Below are 12,156 nucleotides of genomic sequence, written 5' to 3'. Positions count from 1 at the left end.
ACTCTGTTAACAACGGAGCAAATTTATTAAAATTCCAGCATTTTCCAAACGCTCATGAGGGTGCCGTCGGACAAATGTAGAGGGAAGTCTTGGAAGGGGAAATCAGAGAAGAAATAAAGAAGGTTGAGAAAGCAATTGATGGCGCTTATGATGCCGAACACGGAAGAGTTGTTAGTGCTAATCGTAATAATTTTTCTATTCATAAATAAGAAAGTTGTCTTGACGTCATTTTTTTCGACATGAATTGGGGTGCCATGAGCTATTTTATGGTGGCTGGCGTCTTTGTATTATATTTATATTCAATGCGCTACAATAGTTTGTTAAAAATATCGGGAAAGATTTTGCCGAGTGTTCGTTTTTATTATACATTTGCATCAAATTAACTAAAGTTTATATATAATATGCTATTCTTATTAATAGTATTATCGTATATAAATATAATAGAATTAAACAATGAGTTAATAGATGTAAAGATGATAATATTGAAACTACTTAAACAGGAGGTGATGATATGGCTATAATAAAAGACGGATACATGAAAGGAGCTAAGGGGGGACTTGGTGATTTTGTTGTTTATCAACTTGGTGGACAAACGGTGGTTCGGAGGAAGGGGGAGAGGAAGAAGGGGATGTTTTCGGCGGGGCAGCGGGCTCAGCAGGTGCGGATGTCTGCCGTGTCGTTTTTGTGGCGGGCGATGCGGGCTGTGGAGATGGATAAGAGTTGGTGCGGGATGATGAGGGGACGGCGAATGACCGGATATAATGAGTTTGTGCGGGTGAATGTGTCGGTTTTTACGGAGGAGGGGATGATTGGCGATTTCGGGAAGTTGAGGTTAACCAACGGTCGGCTTTTGCTGCCGCCGGAGCTAGAGGTGCACCTGAATGAAGAAGGGATGTGGGAGATGAGGTGGGATTGCGGGGTGTATTATCCCGGAATGAGTGAAGATGACCGGATAAAGGTGGTGTTGATGAAGCGGGAGGATGTGTTTACCGTTAAGATTTTAGATATTGGGGATTGCAGGAGGAGGCACGGACGGGTGAGGATTCGCCTTCCCCCGGAATTGGCAGAGTTTTCCCACCTGTTTTGCTATGTTTGCTCGGAAACAGGTGAGGAGTTTTCAGTGAGCAGACATTTTTGTTTAACGCCAAAATTATAATACTATGGCGATTTTTACATCGACGGCTTTTAGTAAGCTGTCAAAGTCCTTCGGGAATCTGACTACGTGTCGGACGAAGGGTACGAATATTGTTAAAGAGAAAGTAACCCAAGTGTTTAACCCCCGTACGCTTGCGCAGCGGAAACAACGCCTCCGAATGAAGAAGGCGGTGGAGTTGTGCAGTGTGTATGATTCGGTGCTCGGCATAGGTTTTCCCAGCCGGCCGGTGAATTATACGCCGGACAATTTGTTTGTTAAGCTGAACCAGCAGGCTATCGATGTAAGCGATACGCTGGAGGTAACGGTCGATTACGACCGGGTGGTTGTGTCTGCCGGTAACCGCCGTTTGCCGGGAATGCAGGTTTCTGTCAATGAGGCGGGAAGCCAATTGACTTTTACGCATGAGGCGGAGGAGTTTATGCGGCATGCCGCGGATGATGATTGTCTCTATGCAGCGGTGCTGGAGACGACGATGCAGCGGTTAAAGCTTTTTGCGTTGAATGAGCGTAAGGATACGGAGGCAGCGACGGTTGCCTTGCCGCAGGGGTGGAATGCGGATTCCCTTTGTATCTATGTTTTTGTAGTGTCTAAGGATGGGAAGAATGCTTCCAATTCGCAGTGCCTGACGTTGGGGTAAGCGCATGCCGGGAAGGAATCTTGTTATGGATGTAAATTTTTATACTGGGAAACTGTACAATACGAGAAATCGTACTATATTTGTACTATACTAAAAGGATATGATATGAAAACTGCAACATTGACAGAAGAAGAGTATGACCTGATTATGGCTATTCGGAATTATAAAAAATCATATCCTGACGGATATCCGGAAATACTTTGGTATATTGAAAGATTATTCAATGAGTTACTAGATTGTGAAGATGAAAAATAAATAGTATATGGAAATAATAATGAATCAAACAAAAGAGGGAGTCTCTATGAAAAAACAACTGGCGGATTTGTTAGTGGCAATTTCATGGGCGGATTTGGCTAGGACTTATTTCGGAAAGTCAAGCTCCTGGTTATACCATAAAATGGACGGGGTGGATGGAAATGGAAAACCGACAAGTTTCACTATGGAAGAAACGGAGGTTTTAAAAGGGGCTTTAGTTGATCTTTCAGAACGGATACGTAGAGCAGCGGATTCTCTTTAAAAGTGAAGCTGACGTACTAAAAGTTTCCCGGTTGAAATGATTTCGACCGGGAATTTTTGTATCAAATTATCTCTAAAGAAATACATTTGATGTTGCTGGATAATCCATTTAGCTTTAAAAAGTTAAAATGCGAGGCGTTTTAAAGTGTTTTGATGGCTTTGTCCAACCGTTTTAAGGTTTCCTCTTTTCCGAGTATTTCGATGATGTTGTACATGTGGGGACCTTTGGCGGCTCCGACGATGGCAACCCGGAAGGGGTTCATGACTTTGCCGAATCCGAGTTCGTTTGCGTCTATCCAGCCGGATATGATTTTGTCGGTGTTGCTGAAAGAGTAGTCGTCGATTTCGCTTAGAATGCGGTAGAGTTCTTTCATGACAGGCACGGATTCTTCTTTCCAGTATTTTTTGACGTCTTTCTCGACGTAGGTTTCGGGTGTCTGAAAGAAGAAGAGGCTGTCATTGTAGATGTCGCTGACGAAGTTGGCGCGTTCTTTCATGAGGCCGCAGATTTTTTCCAATTTGGCTTTTTCACATTGCAGCCCGTTTGCGTGAAGGATTTCGGCGAGCAAGTCGGCGATTTCGGCATCGGGTTTGGCAATGAGGTATTTGTGGTTGAACCATTTGGCTTTTTCGGGGTCGAAGCGGGAACCGGCTTTGTGTACCCGTTCGAGTGAAAAGGCTTCGCACAGTTCATCGATGGTGAAAATTTCTTTGTCGGTGCCGTCGTTCCAGCCGAGGAGGGCGAGCATGTTGATGAAGGCTTCGGGGAAGTAGCCGTCTTCTTTGTATCCGTGCCATTTTTCACCGGTTTCGGGGTCGGTGAATTCCATGGGGAATACGGGGAATCCCATTTTGTTGCCGTCCCGTTTGCTTAGTTTGCCGTTTCCGACGGGTTTGAGTATCAGCGGGAGGTGTGCGAACTGCGGCATGGTGTCTTCCCAGCCGAACGCTCTGTAAAGAAGTACGTGTAACGGTAAGGACGGAAGCCATTCTTCCCCGCGGATGACGTGGGTGATTTTCATCAGGTGGTCGTCTACGATGTTTGCGAGGTGGTAGGTGGGCATGCCGTCGGATTTGAACAGTACTTTGTCGTCGAGGATGGCCGTATTGAAGTGTACTTCTCCGCGGATGATGTCTTTCAGGGTGAGTTCTTCCCGGTCGGGCATTTTGAAGCGGATGACGTAGGAAGAGCCTGATTCGAGGAGCTGTTTGGTTTCCTGCGGGGACATGTTGAGCGAGTTTTTCAGTCCCGGCCGGCTTTGTGCGTTGTATATAAAGGTTTCCCCGCGGCTTTCGCAATTTTTTCTTTGCTGGTCGAGCTCTTCGGAGGTGTCGAAGGAGTAGTAGGCATGACCGGATTCAACCAATTGCAGGGCGTATTGTCTGTACAGTTCTTTTCTTTCGCTTTGGCGGTAAGGACCGCAGTCTCCGCCGACTCCGACGCCTTCGTCCACTTTCAGTCCGCACCATTTCAAGGAGTCTATGATGTATTGTTCGGCTCCCGGTACGTAGCGGTTTTGGTCGGTGTCTTCAATGCGCAGGAGGAAGTCTCCGTGGTTGCGGCGTGCAAACAGGTAGTTAAAAAGGGCGGTTCTTACTCCTCCCAGGTGGAGGGCTCCGGTGGGGCTGGGAGCGAATCTTACTCTGACTTTTCTTTCCATTATCGTGAGTTTTGAATTATTGTTGGTTGTTTAGTATGTTGCGAAACAGGTTTTTGGCGTATTCGATGCCTTTTTTTATGGCGGTGTCTTTGGATGTGATGCCGCTTAGGATGGGTTCGGCGTGGTTGAAGGGGTTGCGGGGATCGTCGGTGAGTAAGTAGACGGTGTATTTGCCGTTTTTCCCGTTTTTGGTTTTACTGACCAGCCCGAACCAGACGTCGATGGATTGGTTTTCCAGGTAAATGGTACGTTTGACTTTGTACATGGTTATTGCCGTTTTTCCGGATTGTTTTTGAAGTTCATGACAGAAATGGCAATGACTAATGCAAACATGGCTCCTACGTTCAGATAGACTCCTGTCCTGTCGGTTGTGGCCATGAGGGTGAAGACGCAGGATATCATGATAAGAAATGCGGAGAGCATGATAAGTAGTTTTGCGGTTTTCATGTGGCGAATTGTATACTTTTAAATAAATATTAATATTCGTCGCCTTTATTTAGCAGGCGTTTCCGTATTTGTACAATTTTTTACGGGATTTGCGTAAATTTCCAGAAAGATGTTGTTGAGCAGGGAGCGGTTTCCTTCTATCCGGTCGATTTTTTGGGTCATAACCTGGATGAAGTGTTCTTTTTCCTGGTCGTTGTACAGGTGGGAAAATTTATTGCCGGAGTGCGCCAAATCGTAGGCGATGTAGTTGTTTGGCCAAAGTTTGAAGTTCCGGTGTATTTTGGTGTCGATTAAGCGTGCCAATGCTTCCAGGCGTTCGCCGTTGGAGGGTAACGCGGCAATTTGGCTTAGTTCGGTATCAATCGGGGTGTCAATGGTAAAATGTATTCTGCCTTTGGGGCTTCCCAAGCCGGTTTGCATGCTGTGCATGTCTTCTTCGGGAGTTTTGGTGTACTCGCTGAGTGTCCGGGTGTATAGTTCGTTAGTTTTCAGGTCGTCACACGGTTCCCATTCATAGGAGATGGAGACGGGTACGATGCGCAGTTGCCGCAGGTTTTCAACGAAGTCTTTTGAACCGCTCATTTTCAACATTTTGAGAAGGCTCGGCTGGGTTTTGTCATCGCCGTTTTTGGTTCTTCCTTCCCGTTGTGCAATCCAGATGGAGTTTTGTTTTTCGCCCAGTGTTTTGCGGATGTATGCGGAACGCAGGGCAAAACTTGTTATCATTTCCCGGACGGGGATGTCCCGTTCGATGACGAAGCAGGAGTTGAGTTTAACCAAGTCGGTAACCCATTCATTGACGAGGAGGTTGCTTCCGATGGCTGCCTGTGTGTATTTTAACCCGTTTTTTCTCAATAAGAGATTGAGAATTGCGGAGTCTAAGATGATGTCCCGGTGATTGGATATAAAAAGATAGGAGGTGTCGGGCCGGAGGTTTTCAAGCCCCTGTACCGTTACTCCGTCGGAGGTGTTTTTGATGATGGCTTCCATGGCCGGCCCGAAGAAGTCGTTTTGAAAGCTGTCGCGGTCGTGAATTTGCGAGAGAGCGTTTACAATTACGTTTTTATCCATTTTCGTTAATTGTTGGAAGACGGATAAAAATTCGGAGGACCGGCTTAGTTTTTGAATGGCCTGGTCTACCTCTTTGTTTAAATAGGGTCTGATACTGTCAAATTCGGAGTCCGATGTCATATCTTTTTATTTTGTCGCAAAGATAACAAAATTTTCTATATCGTTTTTCCGGGGTATTCTTTTAGAGCTACCGCGAGAGTTTCTATGGCTTTCTTTAGTTCGCTGCTTTTGAGCACGTATGCTATTCTTACTTCGTTTTTGCCTAATCCGGGTGTGTGGTAAAAGCCGCTGGCGGGGGCGAGCATGACGGTCTGGCGGTTGTATTCAAATTCCTGCAGTAACCATTTGCAGAATTTGTCGGCGTCGTCTACCGGCAGCTTGACGATGGAGTAAAATGCTCCTTTGGGAACGGGGCAGATGACTCCGGGAATTTTATTGAGTGCTTCTACCATGAAGTCGCGGCGTTCGACGTATTCGCGGTGAACGTTGGCGAAGTATTCGTCGGAGGTGTCCAATGATGCTTCGGCTGCAATTTGCCCCAATGCCGGAGGACACAGGCGTGCCATGCCGAATTTCAAGGCTGTTGCCAAAATCTCTTTGTTGCGGGTGATGAGGGCTCCGACACGGATGCCGCATTCGCTGTATCTTTTGGACATGGAGTCGAAGAGGATGGTGTTTTGCTCGATTCCTTCGAGATTCATGACCGAGTAGTGTTGGAGTCCGTCATAACAGTAACGTCTGTATACTTCATCCGAATATAGGTATAAATCGTATTTTTTTATAATATTCGCAAGGGCTTCCAATTCCTCTTTTGAATAGAGATAACCAGTTGGATTATTGGGATTTATGATAACAATTCCTTTGGTTTTCGGGGTTATCTTCTTTTCTATTTCACTAATGGGAGGCAGGGCAAAGTTGTTTTCGATGGTTGAGGTGACTGTTTTTACGGTGGCACCAGCCATGAGAGCAAAGGCGGAGTAGTTGGCATAGAAGGGTTCGGGGATGATTATTTCGTCTCTTTCGTTCAGCGTGCTTAAAAAAGCGAAAAGAATGGCTTCGGAGCCGCCTGTGGTGATGAGAACGTCTTCCTCTTTTATGTGAATGCCCAGGTGGCGGTAATAACCGCAGAGTTTGGTTTTTAGTGTATGATTCCCGTCGGAGGGGGTGTATTCAATGACGTTCAGCCGAATGTTCCGTACTGCTTCCAAGGCTATTGCCGGGGTTTCGATGTCGGGTTGGCCGATGTTGAGGTGATATACTTTTATGCCTCGTTGTTTTGCCTGGTTGGCGTAAGGTACTAGTTTCCGGATGGGAGAGGCGGGCAGGATTTTTCCTTTTTCAGAGATTTGTGGCATGTTATAAGTTTTGAATGGTTAGAATTAACAGTTGCGCATATTTGTAAAAAATATAAAAAATACACTATTCGCACTTGTGAGATTCGAGATTTAATTCAATAATTCCCGGATTTGCTTGTATACGGCTTCTTCGTCGAATCCGCATTCGGCACGTAGCTGTTGTGTGGTTCCGTGTTCAATGAATTTGTCCGGGATTCCCATTCTGACGACGGTGGCTTGATGGTGGTGAACCGCCATGTATTCTATAACGGCGTCTCCCAGTCCTCCGATGATGCAACCGTCTTCTATTGTGATGATGCGGTTGTGTTTGTTGAAAATTTGTTCCAATAAATGTTCGTCGAGGGGTTTTAAGAAACGCATGTCGTAGAGCGCTGCTGTTCCTTCCGGAAATTTCCTGATGGCGTTTAAGGCCGTGTTACCGATGGTGCCGATGGAAATGACGGCTATTTTTTCTCCTTCACAGATACATCGTCCTTTGCCTATTTCCAGTTCCCTCATCGGGGTCTTCCATTCGGCCATGTATCCGTGTCCCCGCGGATAGCGGATGGCAAATGGTCCTTTGTCGGGCAGTTGGGCAGTGTACATCATGTTACGCAGTTCTTCTTCGTTGAAGGGGGCTGCAATGGTGATGTTGGGGATACATCTCAAGTAAGCGAGGTCAAAGGCTCCGTGGTGGGTTGCTCCGTCGGCGCCGACGAGTCCTGCCCGATCCAGACAAAGTACGACATTCAGGTTTTGCAGGGCTATGTCGTGGATGATTTGATCGTAAGCCCGTTGCATGAATGAAGAGTAGATGTTGCAGAATGGGATGAATCCTTTGGCTGCCAGTCCGGCAGAAAAAGTGACGGCGTGCTGTTCTGCGATGCCTACATCAAAACATCGCTCCGGCATTTCTTTCATCATGATGTTTAAGGAGCATCCGGTAGGCATGGCAGGGGTGATGCCAATGATTTTTTTATTGGCCTTCGCAAGTTCCAGCAGTGTGTTTCCAAAAACTTCCTGAAATTTGGGAGCCGCAGAGGTGTTTTTTTCGTGTATCAATTCTCCGGTGTCTTTGTTGTATTTGCCGGGAGCATGCCATGTTATCTGATCTGTTTCTGCCTGTTTGAAGCCTTTTCCTTTTGTGGTGATGCAGTGGAGGACTTTGGGTCCTTTGATTTTTTTGAGGTCACGTAACAGTTTTACCAAGTGGTTGATGTCGTGCCCGTCTACGGGTCCGAAGTAACGTAGCCCCATGGCCTCAAACAGATTGCTGCGTTTAAGCAACATGGATTTTATGCTGTTGTCGATGTTTTGGATGAAATTGCGCATTTTGGGGCTGATGCGATTGAATTTTCCCAGCATGTTCCATACATCGTTTTTGATTTTGTTATAGGTCTGGGAGGTGGATATATCCAGAAGGTACTGGCTTAATCCGCCGATGTTCGGGTCGATGGCCATGTTGTTATCGTTGAGGATAACCAAGAGGTTGGCGTTATGAATGCCGGCATTGTTTAGTGCTTCAAATGCCATTCCTCCGGTGAGGGAGCCATCGCCGATGATGGCAACGGATTGACGGTCTTCTTCTCCGTTGATTTGCGCAGCCAGTGCCATTCCTAATGCGGCGGAAATGGATGTCGAGGAGTGGCCGGTGCCGAATGCGTCGTATTCACTTTCCGCCATTTTGGGAAATCCGCTTATACCTCCGTATACCCGTTTGTTTTTGAATTCTTCTTTTCTTCCGGTGAGGATTTTGTGCGCATAAGATTGATGTCCGACGTCCCATACCAGATTATCGTAAGGAGTATTGAGTACGTAATGAAGGGCTACCGTGAGTTCCACGACCCCCAGGCTTGCTCCCAGGTGTCCCGGATTTTCGGCACAGTCTTCAATAATTTTTCGTCGGACTTCCCCGCAGAGTTCAACCAAAGAATTTTCCGGAATTTTTTTTAAATCTTCCGGTGTATTGATAGAATCTAATATCATAATTTACAGATAGGTATGGAGGTGTCGATATTTGCCTTTTATTTTTCGTAGACAAGGGTTCCAATGGCTTCCCCGTTTATTACTTTTTTGAGGTTGCCTTCCGTGTCCATATTGAAAACAAGAATGGGCAAATGGTTCTCTTTGCACATGGTGGTGGCGGTTAAATCCATAACTTTTAATCCTTTGTTGTAGATTTCGTCGTATGTGATTTTATCAAATTTTACGGCTGTCGGGTCTTTTTCCGGGTCGGCGGTATAAATGCCGTCTACTCTTGTGCCTTTTAACATGACATCGGCTTCTATTTCTATTGCCCGCAGGCTGCTGCCCGTGTCGGTCGTGAAGAAGGGGTTTCCGGTTCCTGCACTGAAAATTGTGACATACCCCTGTTCCAAGTATTCAACGGCTTTTGCTTTGGAATAAAATTCTCCAATCGGTTCCATCCGGATGGCTGTGAGTACTTTGTTTTTGCATCCTTCGTTGTCTAATGCAGAGCTGAGTGCCAAGGCATTTATGACTGTCGCCAACATGCCCATGCTGTCTCCCTTTACCCGGTCGAAGCCTTTGGTTGTACCGTTTAATCCCCGGAAAATGTTTCCTCCTCCGATGACTATTCCTATTTGGATTCCCATTTGTGAGATTTCGGATATTTGCCGGGCATAGCTTTCAACGCGGTTTACGTCGATGCCGTATTTTTGGCTTCCCATTAAAGATTCGCCGCTTAATTTTAATAAAATACGCTTATATTTCATACCTTTGTCTTTAATTTTGTAGAGCAAAGCTAATTAATTTTGTTTTATTCTTGGAGTAATTTGAAAGTAAAATTTGTATGAATAAATCTGCCGATTATAAACTGACGATTATTGTTCCTGTTTACAATGAAGAAGGAAACATTTTGCGGTTAGAACAGGAATTATCCTCTTTTTTGAAGATTTCCCGTATGCCTGCCTGCGTGTTGTTTGTAAATGACGGTTCTACGGATTCCAGTGAGCAATTGATTCAAGAGGTGTGTGAGCGGAATTCCGACTTTTTTCACATTCGTTTGGCCCGGAATGGCGGTTTGAGTGCGGCGATGAAGGCCGGTATAGATGTTGCCTGTTCGGAGTATGTGGGATATATTGATGCCGATTTGCAGACGGCTCCGGAAGATTTTAATCTTTTATTGGAACACGCCGGGGAGTATGAAATGGTGATGGGTATTCGTACCGGTCGAAAAGACAGTTTTGTCAAAAATCTTTCTTCCCGTATTGCTAACGGTTTCCGTCGTTCAATGACTCATGACGGTGTTGAGGATACGGGATGTCCTTTGAAGGTGTTGAGAACTGATTATGCGAAACGGATTCCGTTTTTTACAGGTATGCATCGTTTTTTGCCGGCTTTGATTCAACTTCAGCATGGCCGGGTAAAGCAGGTTCCGGTGCGGCATTTCCCGCGAATAGCAGGGGTGTCGAAGTATCATTTGTGGAATAGGCTGATCGGTCCGTTTAAGGATTGTTTTGCCTATCGGTGGATGAAGAAACGATATATCAATTACGAGATTGCCGAGAGTAATCTGAATTAATACAGGGGATATGATTTATGTTGTCGGTTTCCTGGCCCAGCTTTTCTTTTCAGCCCGTTTGCTGTTACAGTGGATTATGTCGGAGAGGGCGAAGCGGGTTGTGTCTCCTTCGATTTTCTGGAAACTTAGTATTTTAGGTGCTTATCTGCTGTTTATTTACGGATGGTTGCGGGATGATTTTGCTATTATTCTGGGACAGTTGATTTCATATTATATTTATATCTGGAATCTGAATAAAAAAGAGAGTTGGCAAGGTTTGCCCGGAATAATCCGATATGTTTTGATGCTGACGCCGGTTGTGGCTATACTGTTCATGTTGAAAGATGCCGGGGGATTTGTCGAACAGTTTTTCAAGAATGAAAATGTTCCTTTGTGGTTGCTCGTGTTCGGGTCGATGGGGCAGGTGATATTTACGCTTCGTTTTGTGTACCAGTGGCTGTATTCCCGAAAGAAGAACGAATCTTTGTTGCCAATGGGTTTTTGGTTAATTAGCCTGACGGGTTCATTGATTATTGTTGCTTATGCATTGTACAGAATGGATCCTGTCCTGATTTTGGGTCAATCGACGGGGTTGATAGCGTATAGCCGGAATATTTATTTACTTCATAAAGAAGGCGGTTGAGTTGTAGAAAGATGGGGATTTATGTTCATGTTCCATTTTGCCGGAGTAAATGTTTTTACTGTGGTTTTTATTCGGTTGCTTCGGATCGTTTGAAAGAGGCATTCATTCGGGCTTTGTGTGCCGAGGTTGATTTGAGACGGGATTATATGGGGACTTTAGGTGTGGAAACTTTGTATTTCGGAGGGGGAACTCCGTCTTGTTTGTCATTGTCGGAGCTCCAGATATTGACGGAAAAGCTGGAAAATGTTTATTGTATATCACCGTTTGCAGAGAGGACGATAGAAGTTAATCCGGAAGATTTGAATGCAGAGAAATTGGAGGGTTGGAGAAGATTGGGCTTTAATAGGCTCAGTATCGGTGTTCAGTCTTTTCAAGATGATTTGTTGAAAGGAATCAACAGACAACACACTTCCCGTCAAGTTTTGGAAGGAATTGAAATGGCTCAACATTTGGGATTTGATAATATAAGTATTGATTTGATTATTGGATTACCGGGACAGTCTCCGGAAATTTTACATCAGGATTTGATGCAGGCTCTCGGGCTTTCGGTAGATCATATTTCAGTGTATATGTTGAGTGTGGATGCCGGATCAGTGTTGGAAAAACGATACCAGAAGGGATTGTTTTGCCCTCTTTCGGAAGATGAACTTGCGGATCGGTATGATGTTGTTGTGCAGTTACTGAAAGAAGCAGGGTATGAACACTATGAAATTTCTAATTTTGCCAGAAATGGGAAGTATTCCACACATAATACGTCTTATTGGCAGCAAAAGCCTTATATTGGTTTCGGACCTTCCGCTCATTCTTATGATTTGGCTTCGAGACAATGGAATGTTTCTAATTTAAAAACTTATATTGAATCTTTAAATAATAAAGAATTAAATTTTGAGCGTGAGGAATTAAGTTGTGTTGATTATTATAATGAATATGTCATGACGCGTCTTCGCACTATGTGGGGGATAAAGGGAAAGGATTTAAGAGAGAAATTCGGATTTTGCTGGGATCATTTTATCGGACAAATGAGACGTAATGTAGAACGGGGCTGGGCTGTTGAAGGGAGGGATTTGTTTTGTCTGACGGAATCCGGCTGGTTGGTTTCGGATAAAATTTTCAGTGAGCTGTTTTTGTAGCTTGTTGTTTTGCTCTTATTTCTTTACTTTTGCAAATT

The 12,156-nt window shown here is 45.0% G+C and carries 15 protein-coding genes; 7 read left to right on the top strand and 8 right to left on the bottom strand.

Annotated elements, in window-relative coordinates:
- Positions 1 to 26: 26 nt before the first annotated feature.
- Positions 27 to 203 (bottom strand): hypothetical protein, encoded by a 177-nt coding sequence (locus NFR61_RS04945; RefSeq protein ID WP_251621213.1) that lies wholly within the window; start codon positions 201 to 203, stop codon positions 27 to 29.
- 308 nt (positions 204 to 511) lie between these two features.
- On the opposite strand from NFR61_RS04945, the gene NFR61_RS04940 reads away from it, so the two are divergent.
- From NFR61_RS04940 to NFR61_RS04925, 4 genes are all read left to right on the top strand, one after another.
- Positions 512 to 1,156 carry a hypothetical protein gene (locus NFR61_RS04940; protein WP_251621211.1) on the top strand — a complete coding sequence of 215 codons (645 nt, stop codon included), beginning with the start codon at positions 512 to 514 and terminating at the stop codon, positions 1,154 to 1,156.
- Positions 1,157 to 1,160: 4 nt separating this feature from the next.
- Positions 1,161 to 1,793 (top strand): DUF6266 family protein, encoded by a 633-nt coding sequence (locus tag NFR61_RS04935; RefSeq protein ID WP_251621209.1) that lies wholly within the window; start codon positions 1,161 to 1,163, stop codon positions 1,791 to 1,793.
- Between the two features lie 105 nt (positions 1,794 to 1,898).
- Positions 1,899 to 2,048, top strand: a complete 150-nt coding sequence (locus tag NFR61_RS04930) for an ArsR family transcriptional regulator (RefSeq protein ID WP_251621207.1) — start codon at positions 1,899 to 1,901, stop codon at positions 2,046 to 2,048.
- Positions 2,049 to 2,055: 7 nt separating this feature from the next.
- Positions 2,056 to 2,310 (top strand): DUF5053 domain-containing protein, encoded by a 255-nt coding sequence (locus NFR61_RS04925; RefSeq protein ID WP_251621206.1) that lies wholly within the window; start codon positions 2,056 to 2,058, stop codon positions 2,308 to 2,310.
- 139 nt (positions 2,311 to 2,449) lie between these two features.
- On the opposite strand, the gene gltX is transcribed toward NFR61_RS04925, so the two are convergent.
- From gltX to pyrH, 7 genes are all read right to left on the bottom strand, one after another.
- Complete coding sequence (gene gltX, locus NFR61_RS04920; protein WP_251621204.1) at positions 2,450 to 3,970, bottom strand: glutamate--tRNA ligase; 1,521 nt, start codon at positions 3,968 to 3,970, stop codon at positions 2,450 to 2,452.
- 16 nt (positions 3,971 to 3,986) lie between these two features.
- Positions 3,987 to 4,235 carry a hypothetical protein gene (locus tag NFR61_RS04915; protein ID WP_251621201.1) on the bottom strand — a complete coding sequence of 83 codons (249 nt, stop codon included), beginning with the start codon at positions 4,233 to 4,235 and terminating at the stop codon, positions 3,987 to 3,989.
- 2 nt (positions 4,236 to 4,237) lie between these two features.
- A complete protein-coding gene (locus NFR61_RS04910; RefSeq protein ID WP_251621199.1) occupies positions 4,238 to 4,417 on the bottom strand; it encodes a hypothetical protein in 180 nt (59 codons plus the stop codon).
- A gap of 45 nt (positions 4,418 to 4,462) precedes the next feature.
- The gene (locus tag NFR61_RS04905) at positions 4,463 to 5,608 is read right to left on the bottom strand and encodes a 1-acyl-sn-glycerol-3-phosphate acyltransferase (protein WP_251621197.1); all 1,146 of its coding nucleotides are present in this window, start codon (positions 5,606 to 5,608) and stop codon (positions 4,463 to 4,465) included.
- Between the two features lie 35 nt (positions 5,609 to 5,643).
- Positions 5,644 to 6,843: a pyridoxal phosphate-dependent aminotransferase gene (locus NFR61_RS04900; RefSeq protein ID WP_251621192.1), complete on the bottom strand. Its 1,200-nt coding sequence runs from the start codon at positions 6,841 to 6,843 to the stop codon at positions 5,644 to 5,646.
- Between the two features lie 90 nt (positions 6,844 to 6,933).
- Positions 6,934 to 8,808 carry a 1-deoxy-D-xylulose-5-phosphate synthase gene (gene dxs / locus NFR61_RS04895; RefSeq protein ID WP_251621191.1) on the bottom strand — a complete coding sequence of 625 codons (1,875 nt, stop codon included), beginning with the start codon at positions 8,806 to 8,808 and terminating at the stop codon, positions 6,934 to 6,936.
- Positions 8,809 to 8,846: 38 nt separating this feature from the next.
- A complete protein-coding gene (pyrH, locus tag NFR61_RS04890) occupies positions 8,847 to 9,557 on the bottom strand; it encodes a UMP kinase (RefSeq protein WP_251621190.1) in 711 nt (236 codons plus the stop codon).
- 77 nt (positions 9,558 to 9,634) lie between these two features.
- On the opposite strand from pyrH, the gene NFR61_RS04885 reads away from it, so the two are divergent.
- The 3 genes from NFR61_RS04885 to hemW are packed head-to-tail and all read left to right on the top strand — an operon-like array spanning position 9,635 to position 12,118.
- Complete coding sequence (locus tag NFR61_RS04885) at positions 9,635 to 10,366, top strand: glycosyltransferase family 2 protein (protein WP_251621189.1); 732 nt, start codon at positions 9,635 to 9,637, stop codon at positions 10,364 to 10,366.
- Positions 10,362 to 10,988 carry a lipid-A-disaccharide synthase N-terminal domain-containing protein gene (locus tag NFR61_RS04880; protein WP_420910103.1) on the top strand — a complete coding sequence of 209 codons (627 nt, stop codon included), beginning with the start codon at positions 10,362 to 10,364 and terminating at the stop codon, positions 10,986 to 10,988. Before NFR61_RS04885 ends, NFR61_RS04880 begins: the two co-directional genes overlap by 5 nt.
- An 11-nt stretch (positions 10,989 to 10,999) precedes the next feature.
- Positions 11,000 to 12,118, top strand: a complete 1,119-nt coding sequence (gene hemW, locus NFR61_RS04875) for a radical SAM family heme chaperone HemW (protein WP_251621187.1) — start codon at positions 11,000 to 11,002, stop codon at positions 12,116 to 12,118.
- Positions 12,119 to 12,156: the final 38 nt, after the last annotated feature.

Origin of the sequence: Odoribacter lunatus (genome assembly GCF_943193135.1) — a bacterium.
GTDB lineage: Bacteria > Bacteroidota > Bacteroidia > Bacteroidales > Marinifilaceae > Culturomica > Culturomica lunata.
Note: the sequence above shows the minus strand (reverse complement) of the source record. Positions and strands in the feature narration are given on the sequence as shown.